Genomic DNA, 22,796 nt, shown 5'->3' with positions numbered 1-22,796 from the left:
TTTCCAGCCAATGGACTGGCGAGGATTGAAAGTTTGCAATAACGCCACGGGCGGTTAATGTTCGGCTCAGGTTTATCGGCCCCACGAGTCTTCAATGTTCAACCGTTCCCTGTTTGCAACCCTGTCCAGCCTGTTATTGGCCGCCGCTGCGCTGCCCGCGCAGGCCAACTGGTATCTGGATGGCGAGTCGTCGCGGCTGTCGTTCGTCAGCACAAAAAACGCCAGCCTTGCCGAAGTGCAGCGCTTTCTGGTGTTGCACGGCAAAGTCGACCCCAATGGTCGCGCCGAAGTCGAAATCGAGATGGACTCGATCAACAGCGGCATCCCTCTGCGTGACGAGCGTATGCGCAAGGAGCTGTTCCAGATTGAGCAGTTCCCCGCTGCGACCATCACCACCCGGATCGACCTGCGCCCGATCAACGATCTGGCCCCCGGCGCACAACTTGAATTACGTTTGCCGCTGACCGTCAACCTGCACGGCAAGCAACATGAATACCCCGCCGAGTTGCTCGCAACACGTCTCGATGACCGGCGCTTTCAAGTGGTGACGCTGGAGCCGCTGGTGATCAATGCCGAGGATTTCGACCTGGCTCCGGGGCTTGAAAGCTTGCGCAAACTGGCCGGTCTGTCGGCCATCAGTCTGTCGGTGCCGGTGGGTGCGGTGCTGATCTTCACGGCGCGCTGACATGCGCGGCGCGGTGTTTGCGTGGCGTGACGGCAACCACTTCGAGTTGTTGATCGACGGCCCGCAATTCTTTGCGCGCATGCTCCAGAACATTGCCCAGGCCAAAGAACAGGTCGAACTTGAGCTGTATCTGGTCGAGGCGGGCGCCTGCGCCGAAACCATCGTTCAAGCGCTGGTGCTGGCAGCCGAGCGCGGTGTGCGTGTGCGGTGTCTGTTCGATGATTACGGCAGCCTCGCGTTTACCCTCAATCTGCGCCAGCGCCTGATCCAGGCCGGGGTCGAACTGCGGTTTTACAATCGTCTGAGCTGGCGACGCTGGGTTGGCAATTTCTATCGTGATCATCGCAAGCTGTTGCTGGTTGATCGATGTTCTGCAGTGGTCGGTGGTACGGGCGTCACCGACGAGTTCTGGACGCCAGGCCACAACACCAGCGAATGGCATGAAGTGATGGTGCAGATCAGCGGTCCATTGGTCATCGACTGGCAATTGCTGTTCGACCGGCAATGGATCGCCAACCGCTATCGCCGCGCCTGGCGCCCGGCCGCGCATTTTGGCCTGCCGCGTTTACCCCGTGTGCCGGATAAAGGCGACGGCATGGGCCGCGTGGCTTACGCCGACGCCCGCCAGCATCGCGACATTCTGCAGTCGCTGTTCCGTGCCCTGAACAGTGGGCAGAAACGCATCTGGATGGCCACGCCGTATTTTCTGCCGACCTGGAAAATCCGCCGCTCCCTGCGCAAGGCCGCCGCTCGTGGCGTCGATGTGCGTTTGCTGCTGACTGGCCCACGCACCGATCACCCCTCCGTGCGCTACGCCGGGCATCGCTACTACCCGCGCTTGCTCAAGGCAGGGGTGCAGATCTTCGAATACCAGCCGTGTTTCCTGCATCTGAAAATGGTGCTGGTGGATGAATGGGTCAGCATCGGCTCGTGCAACTTCGATCACTGGAACCTGCGTTTCAATCTGGAGGCGAACCTGGAGGCACTCGATCCGTCGTTGACGGCGGCGGTGCGGGCGAGTTTCGAGAAGGACTTCGGCTTGAGTCAGCGGGTGAGCCTGGAGGAGTGGCAGCGTCGGCCGTTGTGGCGGAGGGTCAAGCAGCGGGTGTGGGGGTGGGTGGATCGGTTGGTGGTCAACATTCTCGACAGACGCGGTTAACGCCAATTCCGAAACCAGTGGATTCCAATGTGGGAGGGGGCTTGCTCCCGAAGGCGGCATGTCATTGAGCATGTATTTAGCTGATACACCGCATTCGGGAGCAATCCCCCTCCCACAATGGCCCCTCTCACACGGGCATGTGTGGCCTGAATAGTTACAGCAGTTCGAAGCTCTGCTGCGTCACGTCTTGCGAATCCAGGCCGATCTGCACGTTGAACTTGCCAGGTTCGGCGGCGTACTTGAGCTGGGCGTTGTAGAACTTCAGGTCATCCTCGGTGATGGTGAAGTGCACGACTTTTTGTTCGCCGGCCTTGAGCATGATTTTCTGGAAGTTCTTCAGTTCCTTCACCGGGCGGATCATCGAACCGGTAACGTCCTGAATGTACAACTGCACCACGGTTTCGCCGTCGCGCTTGCCGGTGTTTCTCACCGTGACACTGGCGTCGAGCTTGCCGGTGGCGTTCAGGGTGGTCGACGACAGTGCCATGTCGTTCAGGCTGAAATCGGTGTAGCTCAAGCCATAGCCGAACGGGAACAGCGGGCCGGTCGTGTCGTCGAAATACTGCGAGGTGTAGTTGCCCGGTTTGCCTGGCGTGAACGGCCGGCCAATGCTCAGGTGGTTGTAGTAGGTGGGAATCTGCCCCACGGATCGCGGGAAGGTCACCGGCAGTTTGCCCGACGGGTTGTAGTCACCGAACAGCACATCGGCGATGGCGTTGCCGCCCTCGGTGCCGCTGAACCAGGTTTCCAGAATGGCGTCGGCCGATTCCTTTTCCTCAAGGATGGTCAGTGGACGGCCGTTCATCAGCACCAGCACCAGCGGTTTGCCGGTCGCTTTCAGAGCTCGGATCAACTCGCGCTGAGTTTCCGGGATGTTCAGGTCGGTGCGGCTGGAGGATTCGTGTGACATGCCGCGGGATTCGCCCACTGCCGCAACGACCACGTCAGCGTCTTTGGCGGCTTTCACCGCTTCGTCGATCAACACGTTGGCCGGGCGCGGATCATCCACCACTTCCGGTGCATCGAAGTTGAGGAAGTTCAGGTAGTCGAGGACCTTCTTGTTGCTGGTGATGTTGGCGCCACGGGCGTAGATCAGGTTCGACTTGTCGCCGATGACCGCGCTCATGCCATCGAACAGCGTGACTGATTGCGCCGGCTTACCGGCCGCCGCCCAACTGCCCATCATGTCGATCGGCGCCTTGGCCAATGGACCGACCAGCGCGATTTTCGCGGTTTTCTTCAGCGGCAGGGTTTCGTTCTGGTTTTTCAGCAGCACCAGGCTGCGCCGCGCCACTTCACGAGCCTCGGTACGGTGCAGGCGGCTTTCGGCGTAGGTATCGGCCGGATCGTCTTCAGCCTTGCCGATGCGCAAGTACGGGTCCTTGAACAGGCCCATGTCGTACTTGGCGGCGAGCACTTCGCGCACGGCGTTGTCGATGTCTTTCTGTTCGATCTCGCCGGACTTGAGCAGGCCCGGCAGCTCTTTGCCGTACAGGGTGTCGTTCATGCTCATGTCGATGCCGGCCTTGATCGCCAGCTTCGCCGCTTCACGACCGTCGCGGGCCACGCCGTGCTTGATCAGTTCGAAGATCGCACCGTGGTCGCTGACTGCCAGGCCTTTGAAGCCCCAATCCTTGCGCAGCAAATCGTTCATCAGCCAAGTGTTGGCGGTGGCCGGAATGCCGTTGATCGAGTTCAACGCGACCATCACACCGCCGGCACCGGCATCAATCGCGGCGCGGTACGGTGGCAGGTAATCCTGGTACATCTTTACCGGGCTCATGTCGACGACGTTGTAGTCACGACCGCCCTCGACCGCGCCGTACAGGGCGAAGTGCTTGACGCTGGCCATGATGCTGTCGGCGGCGCTCGGGGTCTGGCCCTGATAAGCCTTGACCATGACTTTGGCGATGCGCGAGGTCAGGTAGGTGTCTTCACCGAAACCCTCGGAGCTACGGCCCCAACGCGGATCGCGGGAGATGTCGACCATCGGGGCGAAGGTGATGTCGAGGCTGTCGGCCGCCGCTTCTTTGGCCGCCACGCGTCCGGACAGGCCGATGGCGTCCATGTCCCAGCTCGACGCCAGCGCCAGCGGAATCGGGAAAATCGTACGGTGACCGTGGATCACGTCGTACGCAAAAAACATCGGAATCTTCAGACGGCTGCGCATGGCCGCGTCCTGCATCGGACGGTTTTCCGGGCGAGTGATCGAGTTGAACGTGCCGCCGATGTTGCCCGCGGCGATTTCCTTGCGGATCAGTTCGCGGGGCATTTCCGGGCCGATGCTGATCAGGCGCAACTGGCCGATCTTCTCTTCGAGGGTCATTTGGCTCATCAGGTGGCTGATGAACGCGTCCTTGTTTTCCAGGGGCACCGGGGTCGTGGCGGCCAATACGTGATGACTGGCCAGGCTGACGAGCAGACCCAGCAAACACAGCTTCTTCATGAATGTTTTTCTCAAGGGCCCAAGCGGCAATGCAATGCCGGCCAGCCAAAATTTAGGGAGCGACTATTGTTGTTCGGGTGCCGGCTCAAAAATACCGAGCCCAAAAACCATAGCCGACACTCGGTAGCGTGAACGCGCAGGGCACTTTTTAGCCCATTCGCCCGTCGCATTCCAGTGACGAGGCCGATTATGCCCCAAGAGCCGGTCCCGAAGTTTTCGCCGACGGTTTTTAATGAAATGTGCCAAGGAGCATCGCTTTGATGAATGTCAGCCCAATCAACCGCTCGCGTTTGCAGGTCGCCACATTGCTGGTACTGGCCACGGTATTGACCGCGTGTGGCATCAACAACATCCCGACCCTCGACGAGCAGGCCAAAGCGGCCTGGAGCCAAGTGCAGAACCAGTACCAGCGCCGCGCTGACCTGATCCCCAATCTGGTCGAAACGGTGAAAGGCTACGCCAAGCATGAAGAGGCGACCCTGACCGCCGTGATCGAGGCGCGGGCCAAGGCGACGTCGATCCAGGTGGATGCCAGCACCCTCGACAACCCGCAAAAGCTCAAGCAGTTCCAACAGGCGCAGGATCAACTGAGCGGCGCGTTGAGCCGTTTGATGGTGGTCTCTGAGCGTTATCCGGACCTGAAGGCCAACCAGAACTTTCTGGCCTTGCAATCGCAGCTTGAGGGCACGGAAAACCGTATCTCCGTGGCGCGGCGCGATTTCATTCTGGCGGTGCAGAAATACAACACTGAAATCCGCACCTTCCCGGGACGCCTCTGGCACAGCGTGATGTACAGCGACCTGCCGATCCGCGAAACCTTTGAAGCCACCACCCCCGGTGCAGAAAAGGCGCCCGAAGTGAAGTTCTGATCCGAGGTTGCCCATGCGTGTGTTGAAAATGGGCCTGGTGCTGATGCTGTGGCTGTTCGCCGTCAGCGCCCGGGCCGAGTTGACGTTCCCGGCGCTGAGCGGGCGGGTGGTGGATGACGCGCAGATGATCGAGCCGTCAGTGCGTGCGCAACTGAGCCAGCAGTTGCAGGCGCACGAACAGGCGACCGGCGAGCAATTGGTCGTGGTGACGCTGCCGGATCTGCAAGGCACCACCATCGAAGATTTTGGCGTGCAACTGGGCCGGCACTGGGGCATCGGCCAGAAAGACAAAAACAACGGCGCATTGCTTATCGTCGCCCGGGACGAGCGCAAATTGCGCATTGAAGTCGGTTATGGCCTGGAGGACCGGCTGACCGATGCGCAGACGTCGGTGATCATCCATCAAGTCATCACGCCTGCCTTCAAAGCCGGCCACTTCAGCAAAGGCATCAGCGACGGCGTCGCGGCGATGCTGGTGGTACTGGGGGGTAATCCGCTGGACGAGCCGTCGACGGTGTATGAGCCCAGCGGTGATCCTTCCGATGATTTCATCTCTCGGCACCCGACGTTGTTCGTGTTTTTAGTGATGTTGTTCATCCTGACGGTGTTTGTCTGCCAGATGCTCGGTATCCTTCCCGCCGGCCGTGGCGGCTCCGGTGGTGGCGGTGGCTTTGGCGGTGGAGGTTTCGGCGGCGGTGGAGGCGGGGGCGGGGGCTTTAGCGGCGGCGGGGGCAGTTTCGGCGGCGGTGGTTCGTCGGGCGGCTGGTGAGCACACAACAATAATGAGCAGGCACTCTTTGACATGGCATTACTGACTGAACACGAACAACGCAAAGTCGCCGAGGCGATCGCCCGCGTCGAGCGCGACACCGACGCGGAACTGGTGACCGTGCTGGCCGCCCGCGCCGACGATTACGCGTACATCCCGTTGATGTGGGCCAGCCTGCTGGCGCTGGTGGTACCGGGCGTTGTGCATTACCTGACCGGCTGGCTGACCATGCGCAGTCTGCTGCTGGTGCAGTGGGGCATTTTCATTGTGCTGTGTCTGTTGTTTCGCTTGCCGAAGATCACCACTCATCTGGTGCCTCGCCGGGTGCGTCACTGGCGCGCCTCGAATCTGGCACGTCGGCAGTTTCTCGAACAGAACCTGCATCACACGGTGGGCAGCACCGGGATGCTGATTTTTGTCTGCGAGGCTGAGCGGTATGTGGAAATTCTGGTGGACGAGGGCATTTCCCGGCGACTGGACAATAAAAGCTGGGATGCCATTGTCGCGGCGTTTACCGAGCAGGTGCGGCAGGGGCGCACGCTGGAAGGGTTTGTCACCTGCATCGAGGCGTGTGGCGAATTGCTCAAAGTGCATGTGCCGGTGACGCAGGTACGCAATGAATTGCCAAATCGGTTGGTGGTGTTGGGTTAAATCTCAGGGCGCAGCAGTCCCTTGTGGTGTGGGGGCGGCGCAGTTTATGCCGTTCGGTAAATAAGAGCGTGTCCCCAACCCGCATCCCCCCTAAAATACCCGCCACTCCCGATTCGCCCCGTCCGAGGCCGCTTGTTCATGTCCGTCACCGCCCCCACCGCGCCATCCGCGCCGGATCACCACGCCCAGTTCATCGAGTTGCTGCAAACCAGCCTCGAACAGAACGGCTTCATCAAACTGGTGCTGGCCAAGTACGTCGGCGAAGAGGCGGATTTGCAACGGGTCATCATCAAACCGGTGACGGTCAAGGCGCAGCCTAACCTGTCCTTCGTCTATCGCTACAAGACCCGCGACATCACCAAGAACCTGCCGTTGCTGGAAGGCGTAGCGATGATCGCCGCGCTGTTGCCGGCCTCGTTCAAAAATGCGCATTTGCTGGCGTTGGCTGACGAAGCACAGCTCGAATACAGCAAAAAGGGCAAGCCTTCGCTCTTCAGGAGCAAACCTCAGCAATTGCGTGAGGCTCCGTCCGCTGAACACAACCGCGAGAAAAACCGCTTTCTGGAGCTGAGCCGTCCGTTCCTCAAGGATCTGGGCGTGACCAACGCGCAGCACGAGCTGATCCCGGCAATGTCGCGCAAGTGGAAGCAGATCAACAAGTTCATCGAAGTGTTCAGCCATGCCCTGACCTCGTCACCGCTGGCGCTGGACAAACCGGTGCGGGTCGCGGATTTCGGTTCGGGCAAGGGTTACCTGACGTTTGCGATTCACGACTACTTGCGCAACACCTTGAAGGCCGAGGGCGAAGTCACCGGCGTCGAGTTGCGTGAAGAAATGGTCAACCTGTGCAATAGCGCTGCGGCAAAGCTGGATCACCCGGGGCTGGTATTCAAATGCGGTGATGTGCGCAGCGTCGCGCCGAGCGAACTGGACGTGATGATCGCCCTGCATGCCTGCGACATCGCCACCGATTACGCCATCCATACGGGCATCCGTTCGGGCGCCTCAATCATCATGTGCTCGCCGTGCTGCCACAAACAGATCCGCTTGCAGATCCAGAGCCCGGCGCTGCTCAAGCCAATGCTGCAATACGGTTTGCACCTGGGGCAGCAAGCGGAGATGGTCACCGACAGTCTGCGCGCGCTGTTTCTTGAGGCCTGTGGTTACGAAACCAAGGTGTTCGAGTTCATCTCGCTGGATCACACCAACAAGAACAAGATGATTCTGGCGGTCAAACGCGCTGAGCCGGTGGACCCGGCTCAGTTGCTGGTGAAGATTCAGGAGTTGAAGGCGTTCTACAACATCAGCGAGCACTGCCTGGAAACCCTGCTGCGCGCTGACGGTTACCTCTGATCCTGTGACAGCGGCGGTGCGCCGATTCGACTTGCTCGCGAAGGCGTACTGACAGTCAACGAAGCTGTCGGCTGTCAGGGGCCCTTCGCGAGCAAGCCCGCCCCAGAGTATTTGCGTGCCACACACAACCTGTGATCGACGCAGAACCTGTGTGCGGGCTTGCCCGCGAAGAACGATAACTCGGTAGTAGTCGGTTATTACCTGCTCGTCCCGATAAGGTCTACCTTGAATACTCCCGCAAGCCCTTTCCCAGAGGAGTCCTCCCCATGGCCGCGAAAAAGATCCTGATGCTGGTCGGCGATTACGTCGAAGATTACGAAGTCATGGTGCCGTTCCAGGCCCTGCAAATGGTCGGTCACACCGTCCACGCCGTGTGCCCGGACAAGGCTGCCGGCAAGACCGTACGCACCGCCATCCATGACTTCGAAGGCGATCAGACCTACAGCGAAAAACCCGGTCACCTGTTCGCACTCAATTTCGATTTCGCCAAGGTCAGCGAGGCCGATTACGATGCGCTGCTGATTCCTGGCGGTCGTGCCCCGGAATACCTGCGTCTCAACGAAAAAGTCCTCGAACTGGTGCGTGCCTTCGACAAGGCCGGAAAGCCGATCGCCGCCGTTTGCCACGGTGCACAGTTGCTGGCGGCAGCGGGCGTGCTAAAAGGACGTGAATGCAGCGCCTATCCGGCTTGCGCGCCGGAAGTCCGACTGGCGGGCGGCACGTACATCGACATCCCCGTGACCGACGGCCACGTTCAAGGCAATCTGGCCACCGCGCCGGCTTGGCCTGCGCATCCGAACTGGCTGGCCGGGTTCCTCGGTCTGCTGGGCACCCAAATCACCCTGTAACGAGGATTCGCCCATGTGCGAGCTCTACGTCAAGGCCGACCCGATCCTCTACGAATCGCGCTCGCGTTCATTGCGCATCTGCGGGGTGGTGACGACGTTGCGCCTGGAGAACCAGTTCTGGGACATCCTCAGCGAAATCGCCGAGGTCGACGGTATGACCACTAACCAGTTGATCGCCAAACTGTACGAAGAGGTGATGGATTATCGCGGGGAGGTGGTGAACTTTGCGTCGTTCTTGCGGGTGAGTTGTACGCGGTATCTGAGTCAGCGTCGGGTGGCTGAGACGCCGTTGTCGGTGGTGCGTGCGCGGGTGAAATAGCCGGGACCGAGTCGCCTCATTCGCGAGCAAGCCCGCTCCCACAAGGGTAATGCGTTCCAGATGTGGGAGCGGGCTTGCTCGCGAAGAGGCTGGTTCAGGCGACAGAAGTCTGAGGCTGGTCTTTACTCATTGGCGCGTAACCTCTCAACCGCCAAGGAGAAACGAGCATGTCCGGATGGTACGAAGTCAGTAAAAGCAGCAACGGCCAGTTCAGGTTTGTGCTGAAAGCCGCCAACGCTGAAACCATTCTCACCAGCGAGCTCTACACCACCCGCGCGGCAGCCGACAATGGCATTGCTTCGGTGCAGACCAATAGCCCGCTGGATGGACGCTACGAGAAAAAAACGACGAAGGACGGGCATCCGTACTTCAACCTCAAGGCCGCCAACCATCAGATCATCGGCAGCAGCGAGTCGTACTCCTCAGACGCCGCTTGCGCCAAAGGCATCGCCAGCGTCAAGGCCAACGGGCCAACCAAAACCATCAAGGACAAGACCCTGCCGGTTCTCTAAGGAACGTTGAAGGTCAATAGGTGGGCGGGCTTGCTTGCGAAGGCGTCAGGCCCGCTGACATCAGACCTCGACGGGTACCGAAAGCTTCGGGCTCCCCAACGCATGCGTCTTGGCATCAAAAAACCGCAACTCAACCCCTGTCCCTTCAAACACCTTGGCGTAATGCCGCTTCTGATGCTGAATGAACGCCGCACTGCGCGGATAAATCGAGATCGCCACGGCGTTCGGTTTCGCCAAACGCAGCGCCCGGACAATGTGAGCGTCCTGCTCACTCAAGGCATGGCCGAAGATGCATAAACTGTCGCCATGCGCCAATAACTGCGCATAACAGAACGACAGATAATCCGAGCTGCGAATGGTTTTGAGTTTTTCGGCACTTGGCCCTTCAGTGACGAACAACGGCACGTCATCCAGGGTTTTGATCGTGTTGTTGATCGCAAAACTGCCGAGCAGCGTGCCCTCGGTGGAGGTCAGTTTGCGCGCGGTGCCGTCCTGATTACGCACCAGATGCAGACCACCGTGCAGATACAGCAAGCGCGGTTTTTCAGTCGCACTTTCACTCAGATCAAAACTCGCATTCGTGCCATTGAACAGATCGTCGATGGTCTCGCTTTTGTGCTGCAGCGCCCAATAGTTGAGCAAGTCGTAATTGGTGGTAAACACCGTGCGATAGCGCGCCAGTTCTCCGTTGAGCGTGGTCAGCGTCGAGGCCTGAACCCGTCGCCACGGGATATGAACGGCGTGCACGGCGTTGATCAGCGCTTCCTTGATCGCGTAGTAGCGATTGCGCGGTGCGGCTGAGCTGATGGCCAGTGCCTTGTTCACCCGGCTGGTGGTTTTCAGTGCGCCCAGTACCTGCTCGAAGCTGCGCGTGTGCATCGCGTCGAACACGGCCAGTTCCGACGGGCTCAGCGGTTTCTCTTCCACGGTGCGGGCGTTTTCGAACAGCGAGTCGTAGCCGAAGTCGTCCCACACGGCGCGACTGGCGCCGTTACCCACCAGCAAACCCTTGAACTCGGTCGCGGCGCGCAAGGCATTCCAGTCTTCGAGGGTGGCGTCGACATCCAGAAAATCGGTCATTGCGTGGGAGGTCTCAAAACAAAGGGGCTGATGGGCGGCGACTTTATCACGAGCAGGCATTGAGCCAGATCAACATCCGGTGTGACCGATCAGTCGATCCTGTGTGCGTCCGCCGGATCGCAGCAGTCGATTCGGCCCCAGTCAGGAGAGGCGCATGAGCAGCACTTTTTTCATTCCGGCCGTAAACATCATGGGCAGCGGATGCCTGGATGAAGCCATGGTCGCGATCCGCAACTATGGTTTTCGCAAGGCGCTGATCGTCACTGACGCGGGGCTGGCCAAGGCGGGCGTGGCGGCGATGGTCGCCGAGAAACTGGCGATGCAGGACATTGATTCGGTGATCTTCGACGGCGCCAAGCCGAACCCGAGCATCGCCAACGTCGAATCCGGACTGGGGCTGCTCAAGGAAAGCCGCTGTGATTTCGTGGTGTCGCTGGGCGGTGGTTCACCCCACGACTGCGCCAAGGGCATCGCTCTGTGTGCGACTAACGGCGGGCAGATCCGCGACTACGAAGGCGTCGACCAATCCACAAAACCGCAACTGCCGCTGGTCGCCATCAACACCACCGCCGGCACTGCCAGCGAGATGACCCGGTTCTGCATCATCACCGACGAATCGCGCCACGTAAAAATGGCCATCGTCGACCGCAACGTCACGCCGCTGCTGTCGGTCAACGACCCGGCGCTGATGGTCGCCATGCCGAAAAGCCTGACCGCCGCCACCGGCATGGACGCACTGACTCACGCCATCGAAGCCTACGTTTCAACAGCCGCCAACCCGATTACCGACGCCTGCGCGCTGAAGGCCATGACCCTGATCAGCAACAATCTGCGCCTGGCCGTGCGCGATGGCAGCGACCTCATCGCGCGGGAGAACATGGCGTATGCGCAGTTCCTCGCGGGTATGGCGTTCAACAACGCTTCGCTCGGTTTCGTGCATGCGATGGCGCACCAGTTGGGCGGTTTCTACGACTTGCCCCATGGCGTGTGCAACGCCGTGTTGCTGCCTCATGTGCAGACGTTTAACGCGTTGGTGTGTGCTGAACGTTTGACCGATGTGGCGCAGGCCATGGGGGCCGATGTTCGCGGTTTCAGCCCTGAGGAGGGCGCTCAGGCGGCGATCAACGCGATCCGTTGTCTGGCCAAGGACGTCGAGATCCCCGGTGGTTTGCGTGAACTCGGCGCCAAACTCACGGACATCCCGATCCTGGCCACCAATGCTCTGAAAGACGCTTGTGGCCTGACCAACCCACGGGCGGCGGATCAGCGCCAGATCGAGGAGATTTTCCGCAACGCGTTTTGAAGTGCGCGGATTGGGCGAACAGCCTGAACGGTTTGTTCGCCTGGCCTTACGTCTCGTCGCGTACCGAAAATGTCCGGATACGCGCCCAATCGGAAACCTTGCCCGCCACGCGGTGAATGGCCGAAATCCGATGGGGGCCTGCCGACAATGGGCTCGATGCCTGTGCTTGCCAACTCAGGTCGCCCTCCACCGTTGCCGAGGCAATCCACAGGTTGGCGTCGAGGTCAATAATGTCCACGATGCCACCGGGCTGTCGTACATCGCCTGATAAAACCGCAGCGTTATCCGTCTGTTCTCCTTCCAGCGGCGTGCCAATCGCAGGTGCATTGACATCCGGTTGCAGGAGGACATTAAACAAACGAATGTCAGTCCATGGGGATGTTTCGTCGTCGAACGTTTGGCGGGCGTGAATACGGTGTGGTCCCTGCGCAAGATCGCCACTGAAACTAAAGGCCCATCGGCCATTCGCGTTGACGGATCCTTTTCCGTGCAACTGTGTGTGTTCGATGTCCCACACTTCGACAAAAGCGCCGGGTACCCCGATGCCCAGTAAGAGTGTTGCCGGGCCCGTTTCGGCGTCTGCGGCAGGGTAGGTGATGACCGGGGCAGGCACTGACTCAATTTTGGAATGGGGCGAAGCGCTCATGACGTGCTCTCGTTGCCGGGTGGAATGAAGCGAAAGGTTGGCACGGTTCTTTTTCTAGAGAACCTGTAAGAAGTAACAGTTCTTTAGGTTTTTTTGTTCGATGAATAATTGCGATTTCTTCTAAAAGACTGTCATTTCTATCAGTTGTGGTCTGTGGGGGACTCGGATCGAATGGCCCGGGAAACGGATCAAACCCGATCTCTTGAGGAGCCTACGAACATGTCACGAACCAACGCACGTGAAGCGCAGTCAGCCGGTGAAATGGATCGTTCCTTTGCAAATGCCGGGTTGCAAACGCTGCAGTTCCCCACTGCACACAAGACCGTAGGTCAGGGTGTGGCGACAACGCCCACCGGTCAGATCATGGTCAGTGCGACCGTCACCGATGCATCGGGCAGTTTGTGTTATGGCTTGGCGCGTCTGCGCGCCGATGGTCATCTTGATACGACTTTTGGCCAGGCCGGCTATGTCGTGGGGCAATACAGGCGTGATGTGCCCTCACACGGCGGGAAACTCAGCATCGATGCGAGCGGCGGGATCTGGGTGTGCGGACTCATCAAAGGGACGTCTGTCGATTACGAGCAAATCATTGCGCGCTTTCTGCCGGACGGTTCGCCTGATCTTGAGTTCGGTGACAGCCAGAGCGGTTACAAAATTATTCCCATGCGCGTTCCTTCTCTCTTCGGTGCGGTTGCCGGAAGCCTGGAATTGGCGCAATCGGACCAAAAAGCGGCGGCGCACGACAGGTTGCTTTTCGCCACTTCGAAACAGGGGGGCGCGCTGCTGACGCGCTTTTTCCTCGATGGCAGCGATGACACCGCGTTTAATGCCAACGGCTGGATCTACATCACGCACCCCGGAGTCGCCATTCAGTTGCAAGGCGTCACGCAACTGAACAGTGGGCTGATACTGGTTTATGGCAAGACAGAAGTCACCCATCAGGGGTGGATCATGGCGTTTGAAAATGCCGGACAGGTTGCGAAGTCATTCGGCAATGACGGTACTTTGCTGTTGAACATTCGCAATGAAGGCACTCCGCTGGAAAGCTCGGTGAACGGCATCGTTGAGCAGTCGGCACAGCGCTTACTCTTGATCGGCGCTGCTGTCGAGGCGGCTGGCGGGGAGAAGCGTCAACATGCGTTCATGACCGGTATCACCCACGCCGGAGAAATTGATCCGTCGTTCAATGGCGGCGCGCCGGTTCTTAGCGCTTCGACGCAACCGCAGGAACTCAAGAGCTGGGTTGCTGGGTTTGTAGTGGATGATTCTGCGGATCAGCGCATTGTCGCCGTGGGTCAGACCTCGGGAGGGCATCGCAATCTGCTGACGGGGGGCTTCCTGAAGGACGGTGCGGTGGACGAGTCGTTTGATCTCGATGGCACGGCCGAGATCGACTGGATCGCCGGCGATGCCTGCTTGCAAGACGCTTCAGTCGTGGTGCTGGGAACAAAGAACGACTCCGCACAGTTGATCCGATTGCTGACGCACAGTTGATATCGAGTTGAAGCACGGTTTTTTGGGGGGAATGAGCGGTCTCGCGATGGCAGTGCACTGCGTGGCACCGGCTAGCTCCACTGGTTTGACTGGACCGTATTAGGTAGTGGCCATTTAGAGTTCACTCGGTTGAAACCGTTCGTTCAGGAGGGGATAGTGCGCGGCTGAAAAGCTATCGAGGAGCGGGATGTGACAATGAAGTCTGGATTGATCGGCGGTGTGGCGCTGTGCGGGTGGCTGATGGCGGGGCAGGTGTTTGCCGATTGCACGCCGGCGCCGGTAATGGGTGACGAGGATTTGTCAGTCTGCAAGGACTGGCCGGCTTACCCGGGACTGACCATCAGCGCCAAAACCCGGTTCACCCGTGCCGCCGCTGGCGCGCTCAGCACCCATGATCTGGACCTTTCGGTGCTGAAAGACGCGCAACCGAAGCCGATTGCGACTTATCACCAGGCCACTGCTTTCGTGATGGATGGCGTCAGCTTGCGCGAGCTGACACTGGATACGGCTCGCTACAAACTCACCCCCGACCTTCGCGCTTTTGGCGTGCGGGCATTGCTCACCAACGGTTCTCGCCTCAATCCACTGGAAGAAAATCAACTCTCGCTCTACGTCAGGGAGGGTGAAAAATTGCGCCCAGTCCTGCGTCAGTTGGTGGTTTATGAGTACGGCGGCGAGTGGGATGACAACTGCGCTGGGGAGCGCTTCGAGATCTCAAGAACTATCGATATCGCTAAAACGAGCTCCCACGGTTACGCAGACTTGATCGTCAAAACCCAGCAAACAGGCACGAAAAGCGAAGGTGAAGGGGACGCGTGTGAAGATAAAACCACCGTCTACAGCCCGGTTTTGACAACCTTGCGCTACGACGGAAATTCTTACGTCCTGCCACCCGGTTTCAAAGGTCTGTAGCCAGCCTGCCAACAACGATTTTTATCAAGGAAGAACCATGCTCATCCCCACCAGACTCCTTATCGCCCTCGGTTTTCTGGCTGTCACTGCCCAAGCCCAAGCCGCCTGCACCACAAACGCCTTCGACGGCCAATCACTGTCACGCTGCATCGTCTGGCCGGCCTTCCCGAGTCAGGCGATCGCGGTCAAGTCCACCTACCTTGCTGATGCCGGTGGCGACGATGCCGGGGTGTTCGATCTGGATCTGGCGATCGTCAACGCCAGCAATGCCAAACCCGTCGCCACTTACCGTAAACCGGGCGCGTACAACTCCGATGCCGTGCGGTTTGATGATCTGCGCGTCGACACAGGCCGCTACCGACTGGCACCGGACGTCCGTGCTTTTGGCCTGCGTTCGAAGTTCGTCCACAGTTCCCACGCCATTCCCTACGAGAAAACCGATCTGGCGCTGTATGTGCGCGAGGGCGATACCTTGCGCCCGGTGCTGGAAGGTTTGGTGGTCTACAAGAACAACGGCGAATTCATGAGTGATTGCGAGGGTTACGCCAGGAAGATCCGCAGAACCGTCGAGGTCGGTTCATCAAGTCACTACGGTTTCGCCGATCTGATCGTCACCACCAGCGGCACCAAAATGAAAAACACCCAATCGGGAAAACAGTGCATTTCAAAAAACACCAACCTGAAGAAAACCCGAATCACCCTGACCTACGACGGCCAACAATACGTCGTGCCTGAAGACCTCAGAGGTTACTGAACCGATGCTCACCGGCCTCAACCATCTGACCCTCGCCGTCCGGGATCTGAACCGCAGCCTTGGGTTCTATCGCGATGTGCTTGATCTGCGTGTCGAAGCCACTTGGGACGCCGGCGCCTATCTATCGCTGCCTGGGCTTTGGTTGTGCCTGTCGCTTGATTCGAAGCGCGGCGACGAGCCCTGCGCCGACTACACCCATTACGCTTTCAGCCTGAACGCCAAGGATTTCGCGCTTTTCGTACAGAAGCTAAAAGCGGTGAACGTGCGGGAGTGGCGAGACAACCGCAGCGAAGGTGCGTCGTTCTACTTCCTTGATCCTGATGGTCACAAACTGGAAGCCCACGTCGGTGATCTCGCTTCGCGGCTAGCGGCATGTCGGCTGAATCCGTACGTCGGCATGCGTTTCTACGACGAGTCCTGACCCGACGCGTTGAGCTGATATAGACTGGCCATCATTTGCGTCGTCATGTGCAGGTGTTCCATGACCCCATCGTTGTTAATGGCCGTGCTGGCCTCGGGTTTCATTTATGGCATCACACCGGGGCCTGGTGTGCTGGCGGTGTTTGGCATCGGCGCGGCGCATGGGCGCAGAGCGGGGGCGGGGTTTCTGTGTGGGCATTTGCTCGGTGATGTGGTCTGGTGCAGCACGGCGTTGATCGCGATTGTCGGCGCCCGGGAAATCGGCAGCACCGCGTTTGATGTGCTCGGCGTGCTCAGTGGTTTGTATCTGTTCTGGCTCGGTTGGCGGGCGGTGCGTGCCCAGCGCCGCAACGGTGACGAGCCCCAAGGCGCGGCACGCAAGCCGTTCTGGCACGGCATTGTGTTTGGCCTGACCAACCCCAAGGCCTACCCGGTCGCGGTGGCGACATTTACCGCGCTGTTGTCCAGCCGCGCCGAATTGCTCAACTGGACGATGCTGCCGGCGCTGATCGCCTTGAGCTTTCTCGGCGGGTTGTTGGCTTACGCTATCCTCATCGGCGTTGTCGGCGCGCAGCGGGTGCGTATGCTGTATCAACGCCATGAGCGGCTGATCACCCGTTTGTGTGGCGTGATGTTCATTGGTTTCGCCATCAATGCGCTGGTGCATGCACTGCCTGGGCTGATGCCGAACAGGGCTTGATTTTGTTTGCAGGGATGAGCTCTCAAAAGGTCATGGATGGTTGATCAATGCTGCAATACTCGGACACCCAAACTGAACCATGGAAAGCCGAAATTCCGCGCCATTGGCGAGTTTTATCGACCTGTTACTGGACGCCGTTTGTGCAGTCGACAAGCAAGGCCGCTTCGTTTTTGTCAGCGCGGCCTGCGAGCGGGTTTTCGGCTACACGCCAGACGAGTTGATCGGCCGTCCGATGATCGAACTGGTGCACCCGGCTGATCGTCAGCGCACCTTGGCTGCCGCCGGTCAAATCATGGGCGGTGAGCCCAAGCACAACTTCGAGAACCGCTACATACGCAAGGACGGTAGCGTCGCGCACATCCTCTGGTCGGCGCGCTGGTCGGAGGTCGATCAACTGCGCATTGCCGTGGCCCGTGACATTACCGAGCGCAAACAAGCCGAATCGCGACAAGCGGCGTTGTATGCGATTTCCGAGGCGGCGCATGCGGCGGAGGACTTGTTGGCGCTATTCAAGCGCATTCATCTGATCATCGGCGAGTGGCTGCCGGCACTGAATTTCTCCGTGGCGCTCTACGACGATCAGTGCGCTCAGCTGAATTTTCCCTATCACGTCAACGATCACGAGTTGCAGCCTGAACAACCCGGCACCGTCACCGGACGTCTGTGTGCGGAAGTCATCCGTAGCGGTAAGCCGATTCTTCTGACGCCGGACAGTCCCGATTCGGCGCCCGATTTCGCCGCACTGGTGGCGGGGCAGAATTCACCTTGCTGGCTCGGCGTTCCGTTGAACTCGAAAAACGGCACCATCGGTGCGCTGATCGTCAAAAGCCTGCCGGGCGGCGAACGCTACACCGAGCAAGACAAAGAATTGCTGCAATACGTCTGCGCCCAAGTGGCCACGGCCATCGAGCGCCAGCAGTTACACGCCCGTCTGCGACGCATGGCGCAGTACGATCAACTGACGCAATTGCCCAATCGCGAGTTGCTGCGCGACCGTGTGAAGGCTGCGTTGACCTGCGCCCGGGAACAAGCGGGGCACATGGCGTTGCTGTATGTCGACCTGGATCGTTTCAAGCAGGTCAACGACTCCTTCGGGCATGCTGTGGGCGACATGCTGCTGCAAACCGTGGCCAACCGCCTCAAGGGGTGTGTGCGCGAGACTGACACGGTGGCGCGCATTGGCGGTGACGAATTCGTTGTGTTACTGCACAGCGTTCAAGCAACGGAAGATGCCGACAGCGTGGCGCAAAAGCTGCGACAAGTGCTGGTGCAACCCATGCGCCTGGATGGCCACAACTTGCAAATCGAACCGAGTATCGGCGTCGCCCGCTACCCTGAGCACGGCCGCGAGGAACAGCAACTGTTCCGCCATGCCGATCAGGCGATGTATGCCGCCAAACGTCTGAATCATCGGGCGCTGGATATCTGAACGGTGGTCACCGTTCGTCGTGGTAACTGCAACTTTTCTAAACCTTTGTCGGCCAGGAAATTCTCAACTGAGGTGGGCACCTGTTCGCCCGGAGCACGACCCAGCGCAAGAGACTCATGCCGGATTCAAGAAACCCGAACTGGGGGGAAACTTCGCCAACGACCGAACGAAGGCTTCTGAAACGGGTCGCAAAGGTGGGGAAACCACCAAAATGACTGTCGAAAACCGAAAGGGGTTTAGCCCGTTCAGACATCGACGTCGTCGTTGACGGTGGTTTTGATTGAGCGGCGGGGGCCTAAGCTTCCGCTTGAATTTACAGAGAAGGAGGGCGCGACCATGAGCCGGATGGCCACCCGTATACGCACTTTCAGTTTTGTCACCGTACTGGGCCTGTTTGCCAGCAGTGCTTTCGCCCAGTCGCCCGCCGAATTCATCAACGATGCGTCCGCCAAAGGCATGGCCGACATCGAGGCCAGCCGTATGGCGCATCAGAAGACCGAGTCCAAAGAGGTCAAGGATTACACCATCGTGGTCATCAACGACCGCACCACGGCCAACCAGCACTTGGCGAAGATTGCCAAAAAGCTCGATCTTCCCGTCGCGCCCCGTGAAGAAATGGCCGACAAGGCCAAGCAACTGATACCGCAAGTGAAGGACGGCGCGACATTCGACCAGGCCTACGCCGCCAGTCAGGTGAAAGCCACCGAAGAAGCCATTGAGCAGATCCAGCAGCAAGCGCAGACCACCGACGTGCCGGAGATCAAAGCCTTCGCCGATGAGACGTTGCCCAAACTGCAGAATCACCTGCAAATGGCCCGAGCGCTGCAAGCCAGCCGCTAAGGGCCGACCTCAAATAAAAACGGCGCTTTGGCGCCGTTTTTGATTATCAGCAGTCATTCAGGTTCTGCTTCGCTTTGCTCTTCTCGCCCCGTCCTTCAAGGTTCAACACTGCTCCCTCGCCCAGTTTGCGAAAGTGTTCGCGCAACGCCTCCAGTTGCTTCAAATCCAGTGATTCCAAGCCGAGCATGGCGTTCTGCGCCTTTCTGGTGGCTAATTTATTGGGGAGCGCTTGAAATGCTGACACCTGCTGAAACCTGAAAATTCTTATTACAAATCCAGGTGTGTTGCGCGACGTTCGTAGGGAGGTCTGATCAGCCTGTTATCTGTATCGTGGCTTCATGCGCTTTTTGTCCCAAAAGGAAAACACAATGAGCTGGTCCGCCAAACAATACGTCGCTTTTGAAGATGAACGCACCCGCCCGGCCCGCGATCTGCTGGCGGCGATTCCCACGGCGCAGGCCCGCTCAGTGGTGGATATCGGTTGCGGTCCCGGCAACTCGACGGAGCTTTTGGTGCAGCGTTTTCCAGGGGCAAAAGTCAGCGGGCTCGACAGTTCACCGGACATGATCGAAGCGGCGCGCAAGCGCTTGCCACAGTTGCAATTCGACGTGACAGAGATTGATCAATGGGCCGATGCGGGGCCGTTTGATGTGATCTTCGCCAACGCGGTGTTGCAGTGGGTACCGGATCACGCCAGTTTGCTGCCGGCGCTGGCAAGCAAACTCTCGTCGGGCGGCAGTCTGGCGATTCAAATGCCCGACAACCTCAATGAGTCTTCCCATCGACTGATGCGCGAAGTCGCCGCCAACGGCCCATGGGCCAGCAAACTCTCCGGCGCTGCCGGTCAGCGAACCGATATGGCAAGTGCCAGTGATTATTTCTCGATGTTGCGACCGCATTGTGCCCGGGTCGATGTGTGGCGCACGACGTATCACCATCAGTTGCCAGGCGGGGCTGCGGGGGTTGTGGAGTGGTTCAAGGGCAGCGGGTTGATTCCGTTTCTGAACCCGCTGACCGAGGCGCAGCGCACGCAGTATCTGGAGCAGTATCTGGCAGAAGTCGCGAAGGCTTACCCTGCGCTGGCGGATGGTTCGGTGCTGTTGCCGTTTCCGCGGTTGTTTATTGTGGCTACTCGAGAATAATCCAGTAAGGCGCTCAGAGCGTTCGGCGGACGCCAGATCCATTCGCAATGTTACCCTTGAGTTTGCGTGGGAGGGCGGTACCGTTCTTGCCCACGGTACGGGTCTAGCGACGTTTTCAAGAAATATCGCGGCTTTCGGTGTCTGTAAAAGGAAGAGTAAACATAGTGATCTGGTTTCTAGAAGGGCAATCCAGTCAACGGGACATCATTCTCGGTGCGCGCGAGGCGCTGCCGGCCGAAGTGAAGGTTTATGCCTCGCATCGACAGGATCGTCCTGAAATCACCTCGCTTGCCGACGTCAGTTTCACCGAGCCTGCGGACAATCAAGAGCGTATTGATTGGGTCATTTCCACCGCGCTGGCTCATGGAATCAAAGTCGTCCTGGCAGGCCGTGTTGGTCGGGAGTTCGAGCACGATCGGGAGCGTTTCGAGCGCGCTGGTCTCGTCCTGGTCACCGGTGCGCTTTCTTTGAATACATTTGATCTGGTCGATGACAAAAGCCAGTTCACGGCAGAAGCGGAACGCGTGGGCCTGGCCTGCGTGCCAGCGATCACCGCCGCCAATGCCGAAGAAATGTTCGCGGCCTTTCAGACGCTCAGCGCATTGGGCGAAGTCTGCGTCAAACCGGCTGTGGGTATTTATGGTCAAGGTTTCTGGCGGTTCAAGGCAAGCGCTGACCCTTTCCGCTGCTTCGCCAACCCGGATGCGCGTGAGGTCAACTTCGACCTTTATATGCACGCCTACCACTCGGCGGTTACGCCGCCGCCACCGATGCTCGTGATGCCCTACATGCCCGGAATCGAATGTTCGGTTGATATGGTGTGCGAAGCCGGTCGCCCCATTGCTTTCGTTGGTCGTCGCAAAAAAGGGCTGCATCAGGTTTTTGAACGTGAAGGTGCAGCCGTCGAACTCGCCCTCAGGGCCGCCGAGCACTTCAAATGTGATGGCATCGTCAATGTCCAGACTCGCGACAGCTCAGACGGTAAACCACACCTGTTGGAGATTAACGCTCGTTATTCGGGAGGCATCGGTTACACCCGGGCGGCCGGTTTGAACCTCCCCGGCATATTCGCCACTCGCCGACTGGGTTTGCCAGAGCCGCCGGGTGTTTGGCAGCCGAACGTGCGTGTAAAAGGTGTCAGCGTTGCTGCGGTAACACGCCCCTGATATTAAATAGACATATGAAGTCTGGTACCATTTGCGCGTTTGTGTGGTTCGACACCGACCCACGCAGGAAGCAAAACAAGGAGTTTTCAAGGAATGATGGTGCTCGCGCCCGGCGCAAACACCGCAATATCAAGCGCCCGGAGTGAATGGACTCTGGAGTGCGGAAACTCTTCGGCTTTCGGGGAGTATGCCGCGGTTGCCATATTGCCGGTTGATGACAAACGCCGCCCGAAAGGTGAAGCCGCCCTTTTTCAAACGCCACGCGCGTGGATGGAATGGGTAGGTGATCAGCAAAAAGTCGGCTGCAAGCTGAACCTTGATGACATCCCGGCGGGTAGCGACCGCGTGCTTCTTGTGGTTTATACGTTTTCTGCCATCGGCCCGATCAGCGAACTGAGAAACCTGCACCTGCAGGTGGATGGCCAGATCGAGTTCTCCCTGGATCTGCGCGAAAACGGCGAGTCCGCCATCATCATCGGCGAGTTTTACAGCCGCAATCAGCAATGGAAATTTCGCGCGTTGGCCGAGGGTTCTGCCTACGGTCTGGCGGCGCTCGGCCGTCGCATCGGTCTCGAGATCGACGAAGCGCATCCCAAGGGACGCCCAAACGCGCCAGGGGCTGGCCGATCCGCGAGCAGCGCCAGCGGCACAGCATTCGCTGTCTCGGCCAACCATGTCATGACCTGCGCCCATGTTATTGAAGGTATGCGTGAGATTCACATCGCTTCGTTTGACGGGCGCTATCGTGTCGACCCCGTGGTGATTGATCGGCGTAACGATATTGCCCTGCTGCGGGTGATCGATTCCCCCGTGTTGAAGCCAGTGGCCTTCAAATCCGGATTCGGTTGCGATCTGGGTGAAGACATTGTCGCGTTGGGTTTTCCACTGGCCGGTTTTGCCGGTGGCGGCGTCCACGTCACTCAAGGTGGGGTGTCGGCGCTGTTCGGTTTGCACAACGACGCCAGCCTGTTGCAGTTCACTGCTGCCATCCAGCCTGGGTCCAGCGGCAGCCCGCTGTTTGATTTTTCGGGAGCCGTGGTCGGCCTCGTCACCTCATCGGTACCCGATGCACAGAACATGAATTTTGCGGTGAAAGCGTCGCTGCTGATTTCTTTCCTTGATGCCTGTCGTGTTGATGGCAAAAAAAACGCATCTGGCCAGACGTTCACCGCGGCGCAGATAGCGCGCGAAGCTCAAACATCAATGTGGCGGGTGGAAGCTACCAATCTCTGATTCATCTTTGAATTGAAACCCACCGAAGAGGCGCTGGATCGTGATCCTACGCCAAGGCAGGAATTT

23 protein-coding genes and 1 pseudogene are annotated in these 22,796 nt (G+C 59.0%); 20 read left to right on the top strand and 4 right to left on the bottom strand.

Annotated elements, in window-relative coordinates; all coding sequences use genetic code 11:
- The first annotated feature begins 94 nt into the window (after positions 1–94).
- The gene (locus K5E40_RS14560) at positions 95–685 is read left to right on the top strand and encodes a YceI family protein (RefSeq protein ID WP_221731390.1); all 591 of its coding nucleotides are present in this window, start codon (positions 95–97) and stop codon (positions 683–685) included.
- Position 686: 1 nt separating this feature from the next.
- On the top strand, positions 687–1,844 hold the full coding sequence (locus tag K5E40_RS14555) for a phosphatidylserine/phosphatidylglycerophosphate/cardiolipin synthase family protein (protein WP_221731389.1): 1,158 nt from the start codon (positions 687–689) through the stop codon (positions 1,842–1,844).
- 154 nt (positions 1,845–1,998) lie between these two features.
- On the opposite strand, the gene bglX is transcribed toward K5E40_RS14555, so the two are convergent.
- Positions 1,999–4,290 (bottom strand): beta-glucosidase BglX, encoded by a 2,292-nt coding sequence (gene bglX / locus K5E40_RS14550; protein WP_221731388.1) that lies wholly within the window; start codon positions 4,288–4,290, stop codon positions 1,999–2,001.
- Between the two features lie 260 nt (positions 4,291–4,550).
- Between bglX and K5E40_RS14545 the strand changes: the two genes are divergently transcribed.
- The 7 genes from K5E40_RS14545 to K5E40_RS14515 all read left to right on the top strand — a co-directional run bounded on the left by K5E40_RS14545 (position 4,551) and on the right by K5E40_RS14515 (position 9,611).
- Positions 4,551–5,159 carry a LemA family protein gene (locus K5E40_RS14545; protein ID WP_221731387.1) on the top strand — a complete coding sequence of 203 codons (609 nt, stop codon included), beginning with the start codon at positions 4,551–4,553 and terminating at the stop codon, positions 5,157–5,159.
- A gap of 13 nt (positions 5,160–5,172) precedes the next feature.
- Positions 5,173–5,928: a YgcG family protein gene (locus K5E40_RS14540; RefSeq protein WP_221731386.1), complete on the top strand. Its 756-nt coding sequence runs from the start codon at positions 5,173–5,175 to the stop codon at positions 5,926–5,928.
- Between the two features lie 33 nt (positions 5,929–5,961).
- Positions 5,962–6,579: a TPM domain-containing protein gene (locus K5E40_RS14535; protein ID WP_221731385.1), complete on the top strand. Its 618-nt coding sequence runs from the start codon at positions 5,962–5,964 to the stop codon at positions 6,577–6,579.
- A gap of 138 nt (positions 6,580–6,717) precedes the next feature.
- Complete coding sequence (locus K5E40_RS14530; RefSeq protein ID WP_221731384.1) at positions 6,718–7,932, top strand: SAM-dependent methyltransferase; 1,215 nt, start codon at positions 6,718–6,720, stop codon at positions 7,930–7,932.
- Positions 7,933–8,198: 266 nt separating this feature from the next.
- Positions 8,199–8,780, top strand: coding sequence for a DJ-1/PfpI family protein (locus K5E40_RS14525; protein WP_221731383.1), 582 nt, complete (start codon positions 8,199–8,201; stop codon positions 8,778–8,780).
- A 13-nt stretch (positions 8,781–8,793) separates the two neighbouring features.
- Entirely contained in the window at positions 8,794–9,099 is a 306-nt protein-coding gene (locus tag K5E40_RS14520; protein ID WP_221731382.1) for a ribbon-helix-helix domain-containing protein, read from the top strand.
- 167 nt (positions 9,100–9,266) lie between these two features.
- The gene (locus K5E40_RS14515; RefSeq protein ID WP_221731381.1) at positions 9,267–9,611 is read left to right on the top strand and encodes a YegP family protein; all 345 of its coding nucleotides are present in this window, start codon (positions 9,267–9,269) and stop codon (positions 9,609–9,611) included.
- 60 nt (positions 9,612–9,671) lie between these two features.
- On the opposite strand, the gene K5E40_RS14510 is transcribed toward K5E40_RS14515, so the two are convergent.
- On the bottom strand, positions 9,672–10,691 hold the full coding sequence (locus tag K5E40_RS14510) for a DUF4917 family protein (RefSeq protein WP_221731380.1): 1,020 nt from the start codon (positions 10,689–10,691) through the stop codon (positions 9,672–9,674).
- Between the two features lie 154 nt (positions 10,692–10,845).
- On the opposite strand from K5E40_RS14510, the gene yiaY reads away from it, so the two are divergent.
- On the top strand, positions 10,846–11,994 hold the full coding sequence (gene yiaY, locus K5E40_RS14505) for an L-threonine dehydrogenase (protein WP_221731379.1): 1,149 nt from the start codon (positions 10,846–10,848) through the stop codon (positions 11,992–11,994).
- Positions 11,995–12,040: 46 nt separating this feature from the next.
- On the opposite strand, the gene K5E40_RS14500 is transcribed toward yiaY, so the two are convergent.
- Positions 12,041–12,640: a hypothetical protein gene (locus K5E40_RS14500; protein WP_221731378.1), complete on the bottom strand. Its 600-nt coding sequence runs from the start codon at positions 12,638–12,640 to the stop codon at positions 12,041–12,043.
- Between the two features lie 171 nt (positions 12,641–12,811).
- Between K5E40_RS14500 and K5E40_RS14495 the strand changes: the two genes are divergently transcribed.
- The 7 genes from K5E40_RS14495 (at position 12,812) to K5E40_RS14465 (ending at position 19,189) form a co-directional block, all read left to right on the top strand.
- Positions 12,812–14,134, top strand: a complete 1,323-nt coding sequence (locus K5E40_RS14495) for a hypothetical protein (RefSeq protein WP_260455791.1) — start codon at positions 12,812–12,814, stop codon at positions 14,132–14,134.
- A gap of 195 nt (positions 14,135–14,329) precedes the next feature.
- The gene (locus tag K5E40_RS14490) at positions 14,330–15,046 is read left to right on the top strand and encodes a hypothetical protein (RefSeq protein ID WP_260455790.1); all 717 of its coding nucleotides are present in this window, start codon (positions 14,330–14,332) and stop codon (positions 15,044–15,046) included.
- A gap of 37 nt (positions 15,047–15,083) precedes the next feature.
- Positions 15,084–15,800, top strand: a complete 717-nt coding sequence (locus K5E40_RS14485; protein ID WP_221731376.1) for a hypothetical protein — start codon at positions 15,084–15,086, stop codon at positions 15,798–15,800.
- 4 nt (positions 15,801–15,804) lie between these two features.
- Positions 15,805–16,221 carry a fosfomycin resistance glutathione transferase gene (gene fos / locus K5E40_RS14480; RefSeq protein ID WP_221731375.1) on the top strand — a complete coding sequence of 139 codons (417 nt, stop codon included), beginning with the start codon at positions 15,805–15,807 and terminating at the stop codon, positions 16,219–16,221.
- 60 nt (positions 16,222–16,281) lie between these two features.
- A complete protein-coding gene (locus K5E40_RS14475; protein WP_221731374.1) occupies positions 16,282–16,920 on the top strand; it encodes a LysE family translocator in 639 nt (212 codons plus the stop codon).
- Between the two features lie 79 nt (positions 16,921–16,999).
- Positions 17,000–18,349, top strand: coding sequence for a diguanylate cyclase domain-containing protein (locus tag K5E40_RS14470; RefSeq protein ID WP_221731373.1), 1,350 nt, complete (start codon positions 17,000–17,002; stop codon positions 18,347–18,349).
- 336 nt (positions 18,350–18,685) lie between these two features.
- Entirely contained in the window at positions 18,686–19,189 is a 504-nt protein-coding gene (locus K5E40_RS14465; protein WP_221731372.1) for a DUF4142 domain-containing protein, read from the top strand.
- Positions 19,190–19,235: 46 nt separating this feature from the next.
- Here the strand turns inward: K5E40_RS14465 and K5E40_RS14460 are convergent.
- Positions 19,236–19,400 (bottom strand): annotated as a pseudogene (locus K5E40_RS14460) (low affinity iron permease family protein); the annotation flags it as partial.
- Positions 19,401–19,557: 157 nt separating this feature from the next.
- On the opposite strand from K5E40_RS14460, the gene tam reads away from it, so the two are divergent.
- From tam to K5E40_RS14445, 3 genes are all read left to right on the top strand, one after another.
- A complete protein-coding gene (gene tam, locus K5E40_RS14455; protein ID WP_221731371.1) occupies positions 19,558–20,331 on the top strand; it encodes a trans-aconitate 2-methyltransferase in 774 nt (257 codons plus the stop codon).
- Positions 20,332–20,495: 164 nt separating this feature from the next.
- Positions 20,496–21,497, top strand: a complete 1,002-nt coding sequence (locus tag K5E40_RS14450; protein WP_221731473.1) for an ATP-grasp domain-containing protein — start codon at positions 20,496–20,498, stop codon at positions 21,495–21,497.
- 93 nt (positions 21,498–21,590) lie between these two features.
- Positions 21,591–22,730 (top strand): trypsin-like peptidase domain-containing protein, encoded by a 1,140-nt coding sequence (locus tag K5E40_RS14445; RefSeq protein ID WP_221731370.1) that lies wholly within the window; start codon positions 21,591–21,593, stop codon positions 22,728–22,730.
- Positions 22,731–22,796: the final 66 nt, after the last annotated feature.

The sequence above is a fragment of the Pseudomonas baetica genome, from assembly GCF_019733355.1.
Classification (GTDB): Bacteria; Pseudomonadota; Gammaproteobacteria; order Pseudomonadales; family Pseudomonadaceae; genus Aquipseudomonas; species Aquipseudomonas baetica_A.
Note: the sequence above shows the minus strand (reverse complement) of the source record. Positions and strands in the feature narration are given on the sequence as shown.

Excerpts from the sequence above, each read along its gene's own strand:
- K5E40_RS14470 (WP_221731373.1), top strand. The coding sequence starts at position 17,000 with ATGGAAAGCCGAAATTCCGCGCCATTGGCGAGTTTTATCGACCTGTTA.
- K5E40_RS14525 (WP_221731383.1), top strand. The coding sequence starts at position 8,199 with ATGGCCGCGAAAAAGATCCTGATGCTGGTCGGCGATTACGTCGAAGAT.
- K5E40_RS14500 (WP_221731378.1), bottom strand. The coding sequence starts at position 12,640 with ATGAGCGCTTCGCCCCATTCCAAAATTGAGTCAGTGCCTGCCCCGGTC.
- K5E40_RS14520 (WP_221731382.1), top strand. The coding sequence starts at position 8,794 with ATGTGCGAGCTCTACGTCAAGGCCGACCCGATCCTCTACGAATCGCGC.
- K5E40_RS14510 (WP_221731380.1), bottom strand. The coding sequence starts at position 10,691 with ATGACCGATTTTCTGGATGTCGACGCCACCCTCGAAGACTGGAATGCC.
- K5E40_RS14555 (WP_221731389.1), top strand. The coding sequence starts at position 687 with ATGCGCGGCGCGGTGTTTGCGTGGCGTGACGGCAACCACTTCGAGTTG.
- K5E40_RS14545 (WP_221731387.1), top strand. The coding sequence starts at position 4,551 with ATGAATGTCAGCCCAATCAACCGCTCGCGTTTGCAGGTCGCCACATTG.
- yiaY (WP_221731379.1), top strand. The coding sequence starts at position 10,846 with ATGAGCAGCACTTTTTTCATTCCGGCCGTAAACATCATGGGCAGCGGA.
- bglX (WP_221731388.1), bottom strand. The coding sequence starts at position 4,290 with ATGAAGAAGCTGTGTTTGCTGGGTCTGCTCGTCAGCCTGGCCAGTCAT.
- K5E40_RS14485 (WP_221731376.1), top strand. The coding sequence starts at position 15,084 with ATGCTCATCCCCACCAGACTCCTTATCGCCCTCGGTTTTCTGGCTGTC.
- fos (WP_221731375.1), top strand. The coding sequence starts at position 15,805 with ATGCTCACCGGCCTCAACCATCTGACCCTCGCCGTCCGGGATCTGAAC.
- K5E40_RS14445 (WP_221731370.1), top strand. The coding sequence starts at position 21,591 with ATGATGGTGCTCGCGCCCGGCGCAAACACCGCAATATCAAGCGCCCGG.
- K5E40_RS14475 (WP_221731374.1), top strand. The coding sequence starts at position 16,282 with ATGACCCCATCGTTGTTAATGGCCGTGCTGGCCTCGGGTTTCATTTAT.
- tam (WP_221731371.1), top strand. The coding sequence starts at position 19,558 with ATGAGCTGGTCCGCCAAACAATACGTCGCTTTTGAAGATGAACGCACC.
- K5E40_RS14495 (WP_260455791.1), top strand. The coding sequence starts at position 12,812 with ATGGCCCGGGAAACGGATCAAACCCGATCTCTTGAGGAGCCTACGAAC.
- K5E40_RS14535 (WP_221731385.1), top strand. The coding sequence starts at position 5,962 with ATGGCATTACTGACTGAACACGAACAACGCAAAGTCGCCGAGGCGATC.
- K5E40_RS14540 (WP_221731386.1), top strand. The coding sequence starts at position 5,173 with ATGCGTGTGTTGAAAATGGGCCTGGTGCTGATGCTGTGGCTGTTCGCC.
- K5E40_RS14530 (WP_221731384.1), top strand. The coding sequence starts at position 6,718 with ATGTCCGTCACCGCCCCCACCGCGCCATCCGCGCCGGATCACCACGCC.
- K5E40_RS14515 (WP_221731381.1), top strand. The coding sequence starts at position 9,267 with ATGTCCGGATGGTACGAAGTCAGTAAAAGCAGCAACGGCCAGTTCAGG.
- K5E40_RS14465 (WP_221731372.1), top strand. The coding sequence starts at position 18,686 with ATGAGCCGGATGGCCACCCGTATACGCACTTTCAGTTTTGTCACCGTA.
- K5E40_RS14490 (WP_260455790.1), top strand. The coding sequence starts at position 14,330 with ATGAAGTCTGGATTGATCGGCGGTGTGGCGCTGTGCGGGTGGCTGATG.
- K5E40_RS14560 (WP_221731390.1), top strand. The coding sequence starts at position 95 with ATGTTCAACCGTTCCCTGTTTGCAACCCTGTCCAGCCTGTTATTGGCC.